The organism is Serratia sp. X10, assembly GCF_017811775.1.
In the GTDB taxonomy this organism is placed as follows: Bacteria; Pseudomonadota; Gammaproteobacteria; order Enterobacterales; family Enterobacteriaceae; genus Serratia; species Serratia ureilytica.
This window is the reverse complement of sequence record NZ_JAEIOH010000006.1, coordinates 222,608-238,900: the sequence shown is the minus strand read 5'-3', so window position 1 is coordinate 238,900 and position 16,293 is coordinate 222,608. Positions and strand designations below refer to the sequence as shown.

At 59.8% G+C, this 16,293-nt stretch carries 22 protein-coding genes; 13 read left to right on the top strand and 9 right to left on the bottom strand.

The features are described 5' to 3' along the window. Nucleotides 1-43 precede the first annotated feature (43 nt). From J9788_RS19520 to J9788_RS19510, 3 genes are all read left to right on the top strand, one after another. Entirely contained in the window at nucleotides 44-940 is an 897-nt protein-coding gene (locus J9788_RS19520) for a LysR family transcriptional regulator (protein ID WP_182265578.1), read from the top strand. 98 nt (nucleotides 941-1,038) lie between these two features. Then, nucleotides 1,039-2,211, top strand: a complete 1,173-nt coding sequence (locus J9788_RS19515) for an MFS transporter (RefSeq protein ID WP_046897841.1) — start codon at nucleotides 1,039-1,041, stop codon at nucleotides 2,209-2,211. Nucleotides 2,212-2,313: 102 nt separating this feature from the next. Beyond that, nucleotides 2,314-2,652, top strand: coding sequence for a DUF2002 family protein (locus J9788_RS19510; RefSeq protein WP_033644143.1), 339 nt, complete (start codon nucleotides 2,314-2,316; stop codon nucleotides 2,650-2,652). 25 nt (nucleotides 2,653-2,677) lie between these two features. Here J9788_RS19510 and J9788_RS19505 read toward each other — a convergent pair whose 3' ends face one another. Both J9788_RS19505 and J9788_RS19500 read right to left on the bottom strand, forming a co-directional pair. After that, the gene (locus J9788_RS19505) at nucleotides 2,678-3,124 is read right to left on the bottom strand and encodes a DUF1198 family protein (protein WP_063919944.1); all 447 of its coding nucleotides are present in this window, start codon (nucleotides 3,122-3,124) and stop codon (nucleotides 2,678-2,680) included. Between the two features lie 67 nt (nucleotides 3,125-3,191). Further along, nucleotides 3,192-3,527: an MbeD/MobD family mobilization/exclusion protein gene (locus J9788_RS19500; RefSeq protein ID WP_033644141.1), complete on the bottom strand. Its 336-nt coding sequence runs from the start codon at nucleotides 3,525-3,527 to the stop codon at nucleotides 3,192-3,194. 184 nt (nucleotides 3,528-3,711) lie between these two features. Here J9788_RS19500 and smrA point away from each other — a divergent pair, with 184 nt between their 5' ends. Further along, nucleotides 3,712-4,284, top strand: a complete 573-nt coding sequence (smrA, locus tag J9788_RS19495) for a DNA endonuclease SmrA (RefSeq protein ID WP_182265577.1) — start codon at nucleotides 3,712-3,714, stop codon at nucleotides 4,282-4,284. Between the two features lie 50 nt (nucleotides 4,285-4,334). On the opposite strand, the gene J9788_RS19490 is transcribed toward smrA, so the two are convergent. After that, a complete protein-coding gene (locus tag J9788_RS19490) occupies nucleotides 4,335-4,748 on the bottom strand; it encodes a DoxX family protein (protein ID WP_016929826.1) in 414 nt (137 codons plus the stop codon). A 192-nt stretch (nucleotides 4,749-4,940) separates the two neighbouring features. On the opposite strand from J9788_RS19490, the gene J9788_RS19485 reads away from it, so the two are divergent. Beyond that, nucleotides 4,941-5,171, top strand: coding sequence for a (4Fe-4S)-binding protein (locus J9788_RS19485; RefSeq protein WP_016929825.1), 231 nt, complete (start codon nucleotides 4,941-4,943; stop codon nucleotides 5,169-5,171). 1 nt (nucleotide 5,172) lies between these two features. Next, nucleotides 5,173-5,451 carry a GNAT family N-acetyltransferase gene (locus J9788_RS19480; RefSeq protein ID WP_033644139.1) on the top strand — a complete coding sequence of 93 codons (279 nt, stop codon included), beginning with the start codon at nucleotides 5,173-5,175 and terminating at the stop codon, nucleotides 5,449-5,451. A gap of 32 nt (nucleotides 5,452-5,483) precedes the next feature. On the opposite strand, the gene J9788_RS19475 is transcribed toward J9788_RS19480, so the two are convergent. Continuing rightward, on the bottom strand, nucleotides 5,484-5,666 hold the full coding sequence (locus tag J9788_RS19475; protein WP_182265576.1) for a YodC family protein: 183 nt from the start codon (nucleotides 5,664-5,666) through the stop codon (nucleotides 5,484-5,486). 120 nt (nucleotides 5,667-5,786) lie between these two features. On the opposite strand from J9788_RS19475, the gene J9788_RS19470 reads away from it, so the two are divergent. Beyond that, entirely contained in the window at nucleotides 5,787-6,293 is a 507-nt protein-coding gene (locus J9788_RS19470; protein ID WP_182265575.1) for a DUF1543 domain-containing protein, read from the top strand. Between the two features lie 69 nt (nucleotides 6,294-6,362). Here the strand turns inward: J9788_RS19470 and J9788_RS19465 are convergent, their stop codons facing one another. Continuing rightward, nucleotides 6,363-7,097, bottom strand: coding sequence for a bifunctional 2-polyprenyl-6-hydroxyphenol methylase/3-demethylubiquinol 3-O-methyltransferase UbiG (locus J9788_RS19465; RefSeq protein WP_182265574.1), 735 nt, complete (start codon nucleotides 7,095-7,097; stop codon nucleotides 6,363-6,365). Nucleotides 7,098-7,197: 100 nt separating this feature from the next. Between J9788_RS19465 and J9788_RS19460 the strand changes: the two genes are divergently transcribed. The 6 genes from J9788_RS19460 (at nucleotide 7,198) to J9788_RS19435 (ending at nucleotide 13,513) form a co-directional block, all read left to right on the top strand. Beyond that, the gene (locus J9788_RS19460; RefSeq protein WP_182265573.1) at nucleotides 7,198-7,650 is read left to right on the top strand and encodes a GNAT family N-acetyltransferase; all 453 of its coding nucleotides are present in this window, start codon (nucleotides 7,198-7,200) and stop codon (nucleotides 7,648-7,650) included. Between the two features lie 618 nt (nucleotides 7,651-8,268). Next, complete coding sequence (locus tag J9788_RS19455; RefSeq protein ID WP_072056046.1) at nucleotides 8,269-8,880, top strand: DUF1120 domain-containing protein; 612 nt, start codon at nucleotides 8,269-8,271, stop codon at nucleotides 8,878-8,880. A gap of 157 nt (nucleotides 8,881-9,037) precedes the next feature. Beyond that, nucleotides 9,038-9,679, top strand: coding sequence for a DUF1120 domain-containing protein (locus J9788_RS19450; protein ID WP_052759935.1), 642 nt, complete (start codon nucleotides 9,038-9,040; stop codon nucleotides 9,677-9,679). Between the two features lie 49 nt (nucleotides 9,680-9,728). Continuing rightward, complete coding sequence (locus J9788_RS19445; RefSeq protein WP_182265572.1) at nucleotides 9,729-10,364, top strand: DUF1120 domain-containing protein; 636 nt, start codon at nucleotides 9,729-9,731, stop codon at nucleotides 10,362-10,364. 82 nt (nucleotides 10,365-10,446) lie between these two features. After that, entirely contained in the window at nucleotides 10,447-12,813 is a 2,367-nt protein-coding gene (locus J9788_RS19440; RefSeq protein WP_370576362.1) for a fimbria/pilus outer membrane usher protein, read from the top strand. 16 nt (nucleotides 12,814-12,829) lie between these two features. Continuing rightward, complete coding sequence (locus J9788_RS19435) at nucleotides 12,830-13,513, top strand: fimbria/pilus chaperone family protein (protein WP_182265571.1); 684 nt, start codon at nucleotides 12,830-12,832, stop codon at nucleotides 13,511-13,513. A gap of 47 nt (nucleotides 13,514-13,560) precedes the next feature. Here the strand turns inward: J9788_RS19435 and J9788_RS19430 are convergent, their stop codons facing one another. The 4 genes from J9788_RS19430 to J9788_RS19415 are packed head-to-tail and all read right to left on the bottom strand — an operon-like array spanning nucleotide 13,561 to nucleotide 16,251. Next, entirely contained in the window at nucleotides 13,561-14,862 is a 1,302-nt protein-coding gene (locus tag J9788_RS19430; protein ID WP_182265570.1) for an anaerobic sulfatase maturase, read from the bottom strand. Further along, entirely contained in the window at nucleotides 14,859-15,209 is a 351-nt protein-coding gene (locus tag J9788_RS19425; protein WP_182265569.1) for a DUF202 domain-containing protein, read from the bottom strand. The genes J9788_RS19430 and J9788_RS19425 overlap by 4 nt, the downstream gene beginning before the upstream one ends. After that, on the bottom strand, nucleotides 15,206-15,538 hold the full coding sequence (locus J9788_RS19420) for a YidH family protein (RefSeq protein ID WP_154747700.1): 333 nt from the start codon (nucleotides 15,536-15,538) through the stop codon (nucleotides 15,206-15,208). Before J9788_RS19420 ends, J9788_RS19425 begins: the two co-directional genes overlap by 4 nt. Beyond that, nucleotides 15,535-16,251, bottom strand: a complete 717-nt coding sequence (locus tag J9788_RS19415) for a GntR family transcriptional regulator (RefSeq protein WP_046897830.1) — start codon at nucleotides 16,249-16,251, stop codon at nucleotides 15,535-15,537. The genes J9788_RS19420 and J9788_RS19415 overlap by 4 nt, the downstream gene beginning before the upstream one ends. Between the last annotated feature and the right edge of the window lie 42 nt (nucleotides 16,252-16,293).

Sequence of the window (16,293 nt, the reverse complement as noted above, 5' to 3'; positions counted from 1 at the left end):
GCGATTACACTGTCAAAATTATTTTGACAATAAGGGCGATGAAATGCTGAATTTGCAGCGTCTGGCGATCTTCGCGGCGGTGGTGGAAGCGGGCAGCTTTACCGCGGCGGCGGCGGCGCTGGGGCAAACCAAGGCGGTGGTGAGCTTTAACGTCAAGCAGCTGGAGAACGAACTGGGGGTTTCACTGCTGGCGCGCAGCACCCGCCGATTGTCGCTGACCGATGCCGGCGAACGCTTTTACCAGCGCAGCCTGCAGCTGTTGCAAGAGGCCGAGAACGTGCTCGACGACGTGCGACGCGATCATCACGGGCTGAGCGGCGTGCTGCGTATTACCAGCACGCCTGAGTATGGCGCGCAGGTCGTGGCGCCGGCGCTGGCGGCGTTTTCGCGCCAGCATCCGCGCCTGCGCATCCAGCATGTCTCTTCTTCTTATCACGCCGATCTGATCTCGGAGCGCTTCGACGTGGCGATCCGCCTGGGCCAGCTGGCGGATTCCAGCCACCGCGCGGCGCTGATCGACAGCTTCGCCATCTTTCCGGTGGCGGCGCCGAATTATCTGGCCGAGCGACCGATCCATTCGCTGACGGATCTGGCGCAGGCGCAGTGGATCGCCCACAGCCGGCTCAGTTCGCCCCTCAGCTGGCAGGTGGTCACGCCGCAGCGCGAAGCGGTGCTGTTCAAGGTCGCGGACGCCGCCCCCCTCACCGGCGACAGCGCCGCCGCATTGCTGGCGTTCGCCCTGCATGGCGCCGGGGTGGCACTGCTGCCGGCGTGGCTGGCGCAACCCGACATCGACGCCGGCAGGCTGCAACGGTTGCTGCCGGATCACCGTTTCCCCGAGCAGAGCATCTATGCGCTCTACCCGAACACCCGCCACGTGCCGGAGAAGGTGCGGGCGTTTATCGATTTTCTGCGTGCACGGGTGGCGGCAAACCGTTAGCGAAATAATAATTCGTTATTACTCTCTCATTTATCATCAAATCTCGTCAGGGTATGCTGGAAGGCTTCGTCTACCCCGCCCGATGCGAGCCGCCTTCGATGACCGCAGAAAATAACTTCCAGTTGAACCGACGTATTTTGTCCGTGGTGATGTTCACCTTCGTCTGCTACCTGACCATCGGCCTGCCGCTGGCGGTGTTGCCGGGGTTTGTGCATGACCACCTGGGCTACAACTCGGTGCTGGCGGGCCTTATCATCAGCGCGCAGTACTTCGCCACGCTGTTCAGCCGCCCGCACGCCGGGCGTTACGCCGATCAGTTGGGGCCGAAGAAGGTGGTGCTGTTCGGCCTGGCCTGCTGCGGCGCCAGCGGCCTGTTTTACGCGCTGGCGTTCGGCGTTGACGGTTGGCCGTGGCTCAGCCTGCTGCTGCTGTGCGTGGGGCGGGTGTTTCTCGGCGTCGGCGAAAGCTTCGCCAGCACCGGTTCCACGCTGTGGGGCATCGGCCGGGTTGGGGCGATGCATACCGCGCGGGTGATCTCCTGGAACGGCGTCGCCACCTACGGCGCGATGGCGGCCGGTGCGCCGCTCGGCGTGTATCTGAATCAGCAGTGGGGCTTGGCCGGGGTGGCAGCGCTGATCGTGCTGGCGGTTGCGGTGGCGCTGCTGTTGGCGAGCGGCAAGCCGGACGTCTCGATCGCCGCCGGGCAACGCATCGCCTTTCGCGCGGTGTTCGGCCGTATTTGGGCCTATGGTCTCGGGCTGGCGATGGGCACCGTCGGCTTCGGCGTGATCGCCACGTTCATCACCCTTTACTACGCCGACAAAGGCTGGAGCGGCGCGGCGTTTTCGCTGACGCTGTTCAGCTGCGCCTTCGTCGGCATTCGCCTGATCTTCAGCAATGTCATCAACCGCCACGGCGGGTTGAAGGTGACGCTGGCGTCGTTTCTGGTGGAGATCGTCGGGCTGCTGTTGATCTGGCAGGCCGGCGAGCCCTGGATGGTGCAAACCGGCGCGTTGCTGGCCGGCGCCGGTTTTTCGCTGGTGTTCCCGGCGCTGGGCGTTGAGGCGGTGAAACAGGTGCCGCCGCAGAATCAGGGCACGGCGCTCGGCACCTATTCGGCGTTCCTCGACCTGGCGTTGGGCATCACCGGCCCGCTGGCCGGGCTGTTGATTGGGCAAGCGGGCGTGCCGTCGATTTATCTGGCGGCGGCGCTGCTGGTGGCGCTCGGCGTGTTGCTCACTCTGCGTCTGTTGCAGCAGCGTCGGACCTGAGTCAGGAATAGTCTGAAACCCGGATTCCTCCCCAGAAAATCATTGTTTCGGTGAATGATTACGGTAAGGTCGCTCAGCGGTCCAGAATGAGAGGAGGAATCGATGTATTTACGGCCGGATGAAGTGGCTAAAGTGTTGGAGAATACCGGCTTTGAGCGTGATTATGTCACCGATCAGGCCTATGGTTACCGCAAGGGCGCACACTATGTGTATGTGAATCGCGAAGCGCGGATGGGCAGAACCGCGTTGGTGATCCACCCGGCGCTGAAAGAGAAAAGCGTGCATTTCGCCACGCCGACCTCGCCGGTGCGCACCAGCGAGCAATATCTGGAATTTCCCCTGGATTTAAGCAGCGACGCGCCGAATCAGCGTTACGGCATCGCACACGGCTTCAGCTCGCGCGAAGCGCTGTCGCGTTACCTCTACAGCATGTTCCTGTAAACGGTCCCCCGCCAGGGGGACGCTATCAGCCGTGGGCCAACGCTTCGCGGTTGAAACGCTCGTTGTAGGCGCGGCGGAACTGCGCCAGTTCAAACGCATCGATATCCAATTCGGCGAAGTAAAACAGCGCCGCTTCGGTGTGTTCGGCGTGCAGCTCCGGCGACAGCCCGGCGCGCAGCAGCATATCGCGCCATTGGCCGATCTGTTCGTCATCCGCCTGCTTGATGAACGTCAGGTAGATGAACAGCAGATAAGCGGCCTGGTGCATCTCTTCGGTGTAGCCGTTGTTCAGCATGCGGATAAAGGTCTGGCTTTGGCGGCCGCCCATTTCCTGGATCATCGATTCGATCAGCATCGGTTTGACCCTCAGCAGATGGGCCAGCGAATCGATGGCTTTACGGGTATCGGACGTCAAAATGCGGTAACCGATGATGAATACGACGATCAGGGCGGCGAGGATGATCCAGGTCATTTAGGCTTTATTACACTCTCAATACGCCAGAAGAGGGGCGGGAGGCGCTGTGCGACAGCGCCCGCTATCAATGCTGTTCGCCGCTGAAATTACCGACCGCGCTCTGTTGGCGCAGGTGGTGATTGAAGGTGGCCGCGTCTTTGGCCAGCGCGTCCAGATGGGCGCCGAGCATTTTGATCTGCTTGACCAGCGCATGCTGCTCCGGCACCGAACTGGCGGTGCTCAGTTTGCGCGCCAGTTGTTCATTCTGCGCCCGCAGCGCGGCTTCGCGCTGTTTGGCTTCTTCCAGCAGTTGCTGCAGCGCCTGGTAGCTGCGCTGCCATTCGCGGTGTTGCCGTTCGAAGCTGCTCTGCAACTCATTCATCGCATTTTGAAACTGGATTTCCAGCTCGCGCATTGTCATGGGCTCGATCCTTTGCGGCACTCAATGATGGCTTAGCAGTATAGCGAAAACTGCTCGCAAGCTCACCCGTTGACGACAATTGAGACACATGCCGCTGACAATTCCCGGCTTGCAACCGCGCCAAGGCGTCTTACAATCGACCCCATTCCCGGCCGTAAAGGCTGCCGTTCAAGAGAGGTGGAACATGAGCGAGCAGGAAAAAGACTTTTTTGAACAGGCGATGGCGGACGTGGTGCCGCTGGCGAGCAGGCGGCAGACGCTGTACCTCAAGCCGCAGGAGACGGTGGACAAAAGCGCGCGGCGCGAAGCGCAGCGGCTGCGGCAGGAAAACTTCCTCAGCACCGATTTCCTCGAGGTGATCCCCTGCGATCGGCCGCTGGAGTTCAAAGGGGAAGGCATTCAGCAGGGCGTGCTGGACAAGCTGCGCAACGGCCGTTACCCGCCGCAGGCGTCGCTGAACCTGCTGCGTCAGCCGGTTGAAGCCAGCCGGCAGGCGCTGTTCCGCTTCATTATCCAGGCGGAGGCGCAAAACCTGCGTTCGCTGCTGATCGTGCACGGCCGCGGGCGGCAGAACGACAGCCATCCGAATATCGTGCGCAGTTACGTCGCCAAATGGCTGGCGCAGTTTGAACAGGTGCAGGCGTTTTGCCGCGCCTTACCGCGCGACGGCGGCGAGGGCGCCTGCTATGTCACGCTGCGTAAATCGGCGCAGGCCAGGGCGGAAAACTTTGAGCGCCACGCCAAGCGCAGCCGGTGAAAGGACAGCCGAAATAAAATGGCCGGCGCATATCGCCGGCCATCGATGAATTATTTATTAAATATTTTATAGTCCAGCGAATAACGGCCGGCGCCGGTCACCGCCAGCAACAGCAAACCGCCAATGATGCTGATGTTTTTAAAGAAGTTGATTTCGTTGCCCATCATTTCCATGCCGGTCATCTTCCAGAACGGATGGCCGATAAACGCGGTGCCCAACACATACAGGGCGAAAATGACCGCGATAGGGCGAGTAAACAGGCCGAGAATAAGCGCGATGCCGAAAATAAACTCCACCACCACGGCGACAATCGCCGCCAAATAAGGCATCGGCGTGCCGTAGCCTTCCATCGCCGTGACGGTCGCACCGAAGTTGACCAGTTTCATCCAGCCGAAAATGATAAACAGAACCATCAGTAGAATGCGGGACAGCAGAATTACGCCGTCTTTTGAGCTATCACCCATTTCGAACTCCTTAGCCACTGTCGGAATTATGTTGTCTTGCTGATTAAAGATTAGAACAATTTACGTTTTTTTCTAGCTGCGGCGGGCGGTTGCGCCACTTTTTTCAGCGGAAGAGAGGCGTGGTGAAGCCGACGGCATTGCCTATACTTGAGCCTGGAGCAAAAACAATAAAACAGGCAATGTGAGGCCATGATGGATGAGGAATTGACCGCCGCCGGTTACCGCCGTTATTCCGGCGACAAGATTGACGTTTATTTCAACAGCGCGATATGCCGCCATTCCGCCAACTGCGTGCGTGGCAACGCGGCTATTTTTACCCTGAACCGCCGCCCGTGGATTATGCCGGACAATGCCGACGCGGCCGAAGTGAAACGCGTTATCGACACTTGCCCCAGCGGCGCACTGAAATATAGGGAGAAATAATATGGATCATAAAATACTGGCGGACGAGAAGCGTTTTTATATCAATGACGAGCACGGCAAGCTGATCGCCGAGATCTCTTTCGTGCCGAGCGGCGACAAGCTGACCATTATCGATCACACCTGGGTGGACGAGTCATTGAAGGGGCAGGGCGTCGGCAAAAAGCTGGTGGCGCTGGTGGTGGAGAAGATGCGCGCGGAGCAGCGCAAAATCATTCCGCTGTGCCCGTTCGCCAAGCATGAGTTCGATACCACCCCAGCCTATCAGGACATTCGCGCCTGAGGCGATAACGGGGCGCGGCGCGCCCCGATCATTCAGCAAACGCCGAAATCGCCGTCTTCGTGGTACAGCGCCACCTCGTTGGCCTGCACCTCCGTACGCTGCTCTTTACCCAGTTCATTCCAGCTGCAAACCAGGGTTTCGCCGTCGATCTCCACCACGGTCATCTTCGGGCCGCCGGTGGTGCGTTGTACAAAATCACCGATATTGAATGCCATGCGTTCCTCCACAACAGATTAAACCTCATCTATTGATAACACAGAATGGCGCCGCCGTTGGCAGGTGTTTCGTTATGTATTAAATTATACAGCGATTATCACCAGGGAGAGCAGATTAACATGCCGGGATTATTGATGTTTTATGTGGGCGGTACGGCGCCGGGCGCCAATATTGAGTTGCACGACGTGCAGTTCGCGGCGGCGGATCGGCCGGAAGAGGCGTATCCGCTGCTGCGTGAAAAGTGGTTCGGCGATAAGCGTAAGGTGCATGTCGACGGCTATGCGCGCATCGACTGGGCGGACGGTTACGACGTGAGTCTGGAGCCCGCCCCGTTTGCCGGTGAAGAGAGGCTGTTTTTCGTCAACGTGGGCGGCTACCGCAGCGATGAGCTGGCGGAATTGCACCAGTTCGGCCTGTTCGTGGCGCGCTCCGCCGACGAGGCGAAGGAGAAAGCCAAACGGGCGCTGCTGATCGACAGCGCGCAGCAGCACAAGGATGACCTGGCTGAGGTGGACGACTGCCTGCTGTTGCAGGCGCTGCAGGGCTACCACGTTCATCTGCGCGCCAACCCGCACGGCAAGCCCGCCCGGCCGCTTTGGCAGGGGTATCTGCCGATTGGTGAGTAACGTTGGGGGGAGGCGGCCTCCCCAACTGTGGTGGTGTGAACGGTTTACTGCGGGTGAATCAGATCAGAATCAGGCGGGTTTGCGGGCGGCGAGAATGAAGATCATCGGGCGTTCCTGCTCTTCGTCCAGCGCCGGGGTAGCGGCGATTTGCTGCGCGCTGGGGCCCCATTCGTTCAAATGCTGGATGATAAACCCTTGCTGCGCCAGCGGGTTGATATAGCTGCCGAGCGTGCGGTGCTGCTTGATAACGCCTTCCGCCAGCCAGTTGGAGACGCGCCGGCCTTCCCGCTGGTAGCCGTTGACCGGCCAGGATTTCTGCCCGTTGCCGTCGGTCAGCCAGCCCTGCTGCGCCGGGGCGGTGTAGATCGGGTGCTCGGCGGTGAAGATGAACTGCCCGCCGGGTTTCAGCGCGGCGTAAATCGTGGCGAACAGGGGGGCCAGATCCTCGAGGTAGTGCAGCGTCAGCGAGCTGTAGACCAGATCGTAGTTTTCCTGCGGCAGCTGCAGCTGCGCCAAATCCTGCCGACGATACTCGATGCCCGCGTCGGCGGTCATCTCCCGCGCCTTGGCCAGCATCTTTTCCGAGACGTCCAGCCCCAGCACGCTGGCTGCGCCCTGTTCGCGCGCGCTGCGGCAGAACCAGCCGTAGCCGCAGCCGAGATCGACCACGCTTTTGCCCTGCAAATCCGGCAGGATGCGGCGGATGGCGGGCCATTCCGGCGCGCCGTCCAGGCCGTGCTGCGAGCGGCTGAGCTGCGCATAGCCGTCGAAGAAGGCCTGATTGTCATAGATGTTTTGCGTCATGATGACTCCTTGGGGTGAATGACGGCGGCGGAATGCCGCTGCCATACTCTGCATATTGCTGCATAATTCTACGCTGACAACATGAATAACGGGAATGACCATGGACATGATTTCGGTGCGGCAAGCGCCCGAGCTGGCGCCGCGCGCCATTGCGTATTTTCAGCGGCACTGGGCCACGGCAGAAACGCTGATGATGTATGAAGACGCCATCAACCGCAGCCTCGGCGCCGCCAACCCGCTGCCGCAGTGGTACCTGCTGATGGCAAATGACCGGATCCTCGGCTGCGCGGGGCTGATAACCAACGACTTTATCAGCCGTGGGGAATTATATCCCTGGCTGTGCGCGCTCTACGTAGAAGAGACTCAGCGCGGCCAGGGCTACGGCGCGAAACTGATTGAGCATGTGGCGGCGGAAACCCGCCGGTTGGGCTTCCCGCAGCTGCACCTGTGTACCGATCTGGAGGGTTACTACGAGCGTAATGGCTTCGTTTATAACGGGCTCGGCTATCACCCCTGGGGCGAAGCCTCGCGGGTCTATTCGCGGGTGCTGTGAGCCGCTCGTTGTTTGCCAATTCGGTCCGATGGTTATCCTGGGTTGTGTTTTATCTGTCGTGCCGAATATTTTCAGCGCATTCCCGCAATGAGAAAACGGCGCAGAGAGAAACGAGTGCCTTTGTCGTTACATCTGAGGGGGGATTGTGAGTGACGGCATATTCTCATTAATTTTTTTGTTGGTTCTATATTAATTATTTATGTGAGTTATCATTCTGGCTGTTTCTCGGTTTTAATGTGCTGTGTATATTTTTAATGTGCGGCCGTGGCGGTTAATTAAATGTAATTATCATGGGGCGTTTGTCTGTCTGTTGGTATGATTTTATTGTTTATTAGTCGCCGCAATCTATTTTTTTCTACTTATTTTGCCATATGCTCTGAATTTTCCTCTGTATTTAGCTTTATATTTCAATTGTTGTTCTGGGACGCTAAATTGGCACTTCCTGCATCGTCGCTGGCATTGACGCAGGTGAAGCCGTGCCGAGAAATACAAATTGATGGTTATCTAATGAGAGAACGTTTATCGCTTCTGCGTCAGGGGAAGTGAGAACTATTTATCTCATCGATGGCTTGCGTAATTGCAAGCGTGCGGATTAATGGGAATGGAAACCACGCTGGGATGAAAAAGAGACTGTTGCAAACAAGCCTGATCGCTTTATGGGTTCTTTTTTCCGGTCAACTTATCGCTGCGCCTTCGGCTGAGTTGAAAGTATCCGGGAAAATAAAACATTCAGGATGCACCGTTATCGCCGGTAATGACGGCGTTTATGATTATGGCGCCATGCGGGGAGGCGCTCGGGGTGAGGCGCAGAGATTACCGACCTTGAAACAGACCTGGCAGGTACGCTGTGAAGGCGATGCCTATCTGGCCATCATTCCGACGGATAACCGCGCGGCCAGCCGCAATGAGCCGGATCTGCGCCGTTTCGGGCTGGGCAATACGCCGGATGGGCAACCCGTTGGCTATTTTCTGTTGGGGCTGTCTCACTCTGCCGTAAACGGCTTCCCGGCTACGTTGCGTTCACGCAATGCGTCAGTGCCGCCGAACACGGAAGCCGCGCTGATTTCCGGTGAGCGTAGCGATTGGTTGCTGGCGGATGCGACGCGCGCCGCCGGCCAGACCTACACCATGGATATTTCAGTGACGCCGGTTCTGGACGCCAATATTCTCGCCGTCGATAAAGTGGAACTGGATGGCTCTGTCACGTTGAATTTCGTTTTTGGGCTCTGAATAACAAGCAATAAGTGCGCAGCGTCAATTCATGCATTGTTTTTACGCCAGCATGGGTAACGACAGTGAATTTGAGTGACACAAAGGGGTTTATCCCCGCTTAACATCCTGTCATCTGTTTTGAACGGGATAATATTAACTATGAGTATGGATATTCATGATGAAAAAAACAGTAATCTCTGCAAGCATCGCCGCAATCCTGATGATGGCGAATCAGGTCTCAGCGGCCTCTATGTCGCCGGAATTGAAAGTGAAAGGGCAAATGGCGGTGCCATCCTGTGAGGTGTCCATCACCAATGACGGTGTCTTCGAACTGGGTAAGTTGTCCAATGGGTTAATCAATTCAGCGGCGGCCACGGCGTTAGCCAAGTCGCAAAAGCAGCTGGTTATTAACTGCGAGGCCGAAACCTTCCTGAATTTCACCGTGGTCGATAACCGTGAGGGGACCGCCAGTGTAACCGGCAGCGCTCACTTTGGCCTGGGGAACGTCAATGGCGACGGCAAGCTCGGATATTATAAAGTCAACGTCCTCAACGCTGGGGTTAATGCCATTCCTTCGGCGCTGTTCAGCGTGAAGAAAGGCACCACGGCGTTCACCACTGTCAGTTCCGCCTATATCGATAAAAACAACATCACCGGCTGGGCAAAGTCGGGCAACGTACAAAACAGCGGCAAGCTGTTTACCGCCATGCTGGAGGTTGAGCCTTATCTGGCCTCGGCCAAAGACATGAAGGGCCCTATTACCGACAACGTAAAACTGGATGGATCTTCCACGCTCAGTTTCGCGTACGGCATTTGAGTGCCCGAAAAAGTTCTTTGGATTGAAGCGATATAAGGATGTCGACTAAATGAATAAAATTGCATTGCGCGTGATGGTAGCGTCCACGCTGCTGGTCGCCGGGAGCTCTTTGGCCGCCGGCCCGAGCGCGGAAATCAAAGTGGTCGGAGAGCTGGTGGCGCCGACCTGTGAGGTGTCACTTCCTAACAATGGGGTGTTTGATTACGGCAGCATCAGCCATACGAAAGTCAGCAGAGACAAAGCGGTCAGCCTGGGAGTAAATGGTAGCGGCACCATGGAGGTGAAATGCGATGCCGAAACGCCGATGACCTTCAACGTTATCGACAACCGCCTGGGCACCGCCAGCGAGGCGGGAAAAACCTTTGGTCTCGGTAACATCAATAATACCGGCAAGTTGGGATTTTATGTGATAACGGCCTACCTTCCACAGATTGATGGCAAACTCGGTCGACTGTTCGTGACCCAGAACAGCACGATCACCTCCCCAACGGGTACCGTACAACTCGAACACGGCAAGCGCGTAGGCTGGGCTTCAAACGCCAATACGCTGGCCATCGGCAAGACCTTCACCGCAATGCTTAATGTTGAAGCCTACCTGGCTAAAAGCGGCGATATGCACGGCGGTATCGGCGAAGGCACCAATCTGGACGGCTCCACCACGCTGGATTTCGCGTTCGGACTGTAATGTCTGATGGGTAACGCAAGGGGGAGGGCTCTCCCCCTTTTTCTGAATCTGTCGCTCCCGGCATTAACCCAGAGAAGATGACGTGTCTATCAGGCAAAGGGCATCGGCGTTGCTGTTTTTGTTGGTCTGGCCGATGACGAAAACCGCTGCCGCCGGATTTGATGTCAAAACCCTGGCGCAGCTGGGGTACAACGCGGATATCGCCGAATTTTTCAATACCGCCCGGTTTTTGCCGGGCGTGCACCGGGTGACGCTGGAGGTCAATGCGGCGCAGCGTTACCAGGAAGAGGTGCGTTTCGATTCGCAGGGGGCGCTGTGTCTGGATGAACGGCTGGCGCAGACGCTGCGTTTGCGGGTCACGCCGCCGCCGGGGGCCTGCGAACGTTTCGATTCGCACTGGCCGCAGGCGGTGGTGCAGGTGTTTCCCGGCGCCTTTCGGGTGGAAATCACCCTGCCGGAGGCGGCGTTCGATGCGGACAAACTGCGCAGCGAGCAGTCGGGCGGCCATGCGGTGCTGCTGAACTACGACCTGTACGCCAACCGGCGTCAGGGGCGCTACGGCAATCAGCAGACGCTGCAGGCGATGCTGGAGCCGGGCGTCAACCTGCGCAACTGGGTGCTGCGCAATCGCTCAAGCTACAGCAACGACGAGAGCGGCAGCCGGCTCGAGGTATACGAGACCTCGGCGAGCAAAGACTTTCCCGCCTGGGAGGCGGTGGTTCAGTTCGGTGAGTTCAGCGCCGGCGGGGCGCTGAGCGGCAACGTGCCGCTCAGCGGCGGGCAGCTGGTCTCCCTGGCGGCCGGCGCGCCTGATGCGGCGCTGACGGTGCCGCTGCAGGGCAGCGTGGCGAGCCCGGCGACGCTGGAGGTCAAACAGCGCGGGCAGGTGATGTACCGCACCCTGCTGCTGGCCGGGCCGTTTTCGCTGAGCGAGCTGGGGCCGGTGATGGCCGGGGTGGAGGCCGAGGTCACGCTGACGGAAACCGACGGGCGGCGGCAACGCTTTACGGTTACCCCCGACGCCGGTGACCCGGCGGGCCGGGCGGGCGGCTATCGGCTGGCGGCGGGGCGCTACCGGCCGTACGGCGCCGGGCGAGAGGGCGCCTCGCCGCCGGCGCTGCTGCTGGGTGAGCAGGCGTTCCGTCTCGGTCGGGGGCAGATAACGGCGGGCGGGCTGCTGGCGCGCACCTACCAGCGTCTGGGCTGGCAGGGCAGTGTGAGTGACGACGCCGGCAACTGGTTGTCGGGCGGCGCGACCTTCACCCGTGGCCGGCAGCCCGGCGTGCAGCTGGAGGCTCAGGGGCTGGTGGCGCTGGGGCCCCATCTGGCGCTGTCGCTGTCGTCGCAGTACCGCACCGAAGGCTTTCGGGACGCGGACGAAGGGCTGAACCCGCCCGCAGAGGCGGAAGGGGCGGCCCGGCAGCGCTACAACGGCGGGGCGGCGCTCTCCTGGCGCACCCTGAGCGCCGGGGCGCTGACCTACTCGCTGTCGCACGAACGCTATTACCGCGACAGCTGGCGCAGCTGGACCCATGCGCTGGCGTACGGCGTCAGCCTGGGAAGGGCGACGCTGAGCGTCAACCTGCAGTCTTCCGCTTATGACCGCGCGGCGGTCTACGCCGGGCTGAGCCTGCCCTGGGGGGCGGGCAGCGTCAGCAGCCGGCTGCAGTCGCGGCGCAACAATCAGCTGACGCTGGGCGGCAGCTGGCAGGGGCCGGTGAGCGAGCGGCTGAACGGCTACCTGGACGTGACGCGGGACGCGGACGGCGAGTACCAGGGCGCCGGCAACCTGAGCGGCGAGACGGCCTATACCCGGCTGGCGCTGGGGGCCTCGCACAGCGGGCAGGGCAGTTCCTCGCTGTCGCTTGCGTCGTCGGGCGGGCTGGGGGTGGCCAACGGCACCTGGGTGACGTCACCGCAGCGCATCGGCGACACCTTCGCGGTGATGAGGGTGGCGGGACAGTCGGGGGTCGGGGTGTCGGGCGGTGGCAGCGGCATGACGGATTTTGCCGGCGACGCGCTGCTGCCGATGCTGATGCCTTATATGCCGCTGCGCGCCCAGGTCGATACGCTGTCGCTGCCGCTGAACCTGCGGCTGGACAGCACCGAAGCGGTGTTCGAGCTGGCGCGCGGCACGGTGGCGGAGCGGCGTTTTCGGGTGACCGAGGTGCGCCAGCTGCTGCTGACCCTGCGGGATGAGAGCGGGGCGCTGCTGCCGACCGGGGCGTCGGTGCACGACGAGCGGGGGCAGCTGCTGGGCACGCTGATAGGCGAGGGCAACCTGATGCTGGTGAACGACGATATCGGCAAGGCGCTGCGGGTACGGCGCCTGAACATGAACGAATGCGTGGTGAGTTACGCGGTGCCGGCGGCGTTCGACCCGTCGGTGTTGTACGAAGAGGGCGATGGCGTCTGCCGTGCGGCGGACGGCTCGTCCGATAATGGATGAAAAGAGAGGAGTAATCATGACGATAAAACGGAGCCTGGCGCAGCTGCTGGGCGGGCTGTGGCTGACGCTGGGGCTGGCGCATTCCGCCGGGGCGTCGTTTCAGCTGGAGAGCATGGGCATCGTGCTGGAGGAGAACCCGGGGCGGGTGAACTTCAGCATCCGGAACAGCTCGTCGGAGCCGATATTGCTGGCGACGAAGGTGGAGGACTTGGATGGCAAAGGGTTCAGCAAGGCGGTGCTGCTGTCGCCGCCGATAGCGCGCATCGAGGCGGGGCAGAGCCAGCAGGTGAACTTCGTGCTGAAGCCGGGGACGGCGCTGCCGCACGAGGTGATGCTGAAGGCGTCGTTCGAGGGGATAGGGCAGGCGGTGGACAACAGCGCGCGGATGCCGGTGCGTCAGAGCATCGGGCTGATATTGCAGCCGAAATCGGTGGCGGTGAGCAAGACGCCGTGGGACGACCTGCGGTTGAGCGCGGCGGACGGTCGGCTGACGCTCAGCAACGGCGGGTTGCACGTGGTGCGGCTGGCGCCGCAGCTGACGCTGCAGCCGTCGGGCAAGGTGGTGACGCTGGAGAACTACTACCTGATGGCGGGCGAGACGCAGACGCTGGCGGTGGAAGGGCGACCGACGTCGGTGGTGATCACGCCGCTGAGCCGCTACGGCTTCAAGCAGGACGCGGTCACGCTGGCGGTGAAGTAGCGTGATGCAAGTTAAGGGGCCCGGTGACGTTTACCGGGCTTTTGGGCTTATTTTTTCGCACCGCAACACTTCTTATACTTTTTACCGCTGCCGCACGGGCAGGGAGCATTGGGTTTGGCGCTGCCTGCGCCGGCCCGCTGTTCCTGAGCCAACGCGTACATGATGGCCTGTTCCGGGTAGCCGTTGGCGAGCAAGTCCTTCATCAGGTTCATTTCGCGAGAGATATGCCGGAAGAAATGCTTGTATCCCGGGCAGAGATAGTTATGCCCAGGATGACCGGACGGCGACACGGCGAAGCGGTGTTTGGGGCAGCCGCCATGGCAGACAAACCTGAATTCGCATTGGCGGCAATCCGGCGTTAGCGACGTCTTTTTCGCGCGGCCAAACGTATGTGCCTGCTCACTGTTATTTAAGGTGCGGATATCTTGCTGATGAATATTCCCCAGCCGATGCTCCGGATAGACGAAGTGATCGCAGTTATACAGATCGCCATTGGCTTCCAGAGCGAAGGCGTGCCCACAGGTTTCGGCGAATACGCACAGCACCGGCGGCTGATCGCACCAGGCGGAAAGCGCCACGTCAAACATCTGTACAGAGACGTGCCCGACATCCCGCCGTACCCAGATATCGAAAATCTGATTGAGAAACTCGCCGTATTGCCAGGCAGGCACTGTCCAGGGCGCCAGCGTGGCGGCGCTTTCACCCGGCATTACCAGCTTGAGCGCGGCGCTCTGCGCCGTGCTCAAGCGTTCAACCAATGGAATGAATTGAATATGGCGAGAGCCTGCGGCCAAAAGAAATTCGTAAACCTCGCGCGCCTGGCCGACGTTATGCTTACCGACCACGGTGAGCGTGTTGAAGTCGACGCCGTGTTCTTGCAGCAGAGTGAGGGCGGCCAGTACCTGGGCATGGGTGCCTTTGCCCGAACGCGAGGTGCGATAACGATCGTGCAGCGCTTGCGGGCCGTCGATCGAAATGCCAATCAGGAAGCGGTGTTCGGCGAAAAAGCGCGCCCACTCATCGTTCAGCAATAGCCCATTGGTTTGCAGCGCGTGTTGAATGCGCTTGCCGCCGGCATATTTTTGGCACAGTTCGACGATGCGACGGAAAAAAGGCAGCCCCATCATGGTGGGCTCGCCGCCCTGCCAGGAGAACATCACCTGCTCGCCATCCTGAGCTTGGATATGCTGTTGAATATACAGCGCCAGCGTTTCATCTGACATGCGCCAGTTCTGCTGGCGTTCGGGATAAAGCGCCTCTTTTTCAAGATAAAAACAGTAGGTGCAGTCGATGTTGCAAACCGATCCGGTGGGCTTTGCCATCACCAGACAACCGTGGGTAGCCGTCATTGAATACTTCCTTCCGATAACAGCATGAGCGCGCTGTGCAGCGCGAGACCCAGCGCATTAAACAAGAGGGCGAGGCTGAGCAATCTTTTAAACCACGCCGACCAGACAAGCGGGAGCTCCATCGCGCCCATCAGCGATTTTTGCCGAACAAAAGAGCCAAATACCAACAGCATCGCCACGAAAAAAGAAACGCAGCCCAGTGCGGCGAGCACATATTCTTCGCGGTAAAGGCCGGTACGCGCGGTGATAAGCGCCAGCAGCAATAGAGAGAATGCGGTTCTCTGCCACGCCAGCGCCGTTCTTTCCGGCTGCAGGCCAGGATCGCGCTGCGGACAAGCGGCGTTCATGGCCGAACCAATGTGGCCAGCGTCAGCAATATCCCTGCCGCCAGGCCCGTGCTGAGCCAAATCAGCAGGCGTGGATAGCCCAAGGCTTGTTCATGCCGCATCGCTTTCTCGTTGCCCGCCCAGCGATGGTAGGCGTAGCAGGCCAGCGCCGCCGCCGTAAGCGCCAGCGCGATGATCAACACCTTCAGCGATGTTGAGTCCGTCAACTGATCCAGGCCGACCGCGGCGGCCATAAAGGTCAGCGCGGTGCGGATCCAGGCCAGAAAGGTGCGTTCATTGGCTAATGTAAACCGGTAATCCGGTGATTTTCCCTGCGTCCACCAGCTCATTTGCTGTTCTCGACGATGTATTGATAGTAACGCGCGATATGTTTGGCGATGGTGTATTCCACCAATTGACCTCGTTCGTTGTATCCCTTGCGGGTTTTGACCAGCAGCGGAGTAGAGGGGGCAACGTTGAGGATTGCGCAGTCTTCGGCGGTCGGCAGTTCGGCCGTGATGATGTCCTCAAAGGCATCGATATTTTCATTGCGCTGTTCCAACGCGCAGTACAACCCTTTTTCCAGGTCTGACAGCGTCAGCGTATTTAAGCGCGGGGTCAGATAGATATAGTTGACCTGCGCCGGGACTTCATTTTTGCGGTAAATGGTGCGGGTTAGCAGCAGCGCGCTGTCGGTGTCGAACAGCTGCGCGATAGGCTCAGGCGGCTGAATCGGTGACAACGAAAGGTTGTTGCGCGCTATCGCCTGCGTTTGTTGGCCATCGATCAGGCTGATGCGGGTCTTGACGTTCTGCTTTTCCGACGTGCTGATGACCATGGTGCCGATGCCGGCCTGACGTTTGACCAACCCTTTGGCAACCAGTTCGGCCAGAGCCCGCCGCGCGGTGATGCGGCTGACGCCGAACATTTCTTCAAACTCGGCTTCTGTCGGCAGTACGTCGTTCTTTCGGTATTCGCCGTTTTTCAGCTTCTCCAGCAGGATGTCATACAGCTGGGCATACAGCGGCTTGGCGCCGCGCGAGTAGTCCAGTTCTTGTCCCATCGTTAATTTTCCTTCTGTTCTGCAGTCGCCCCGCCGAAAGGG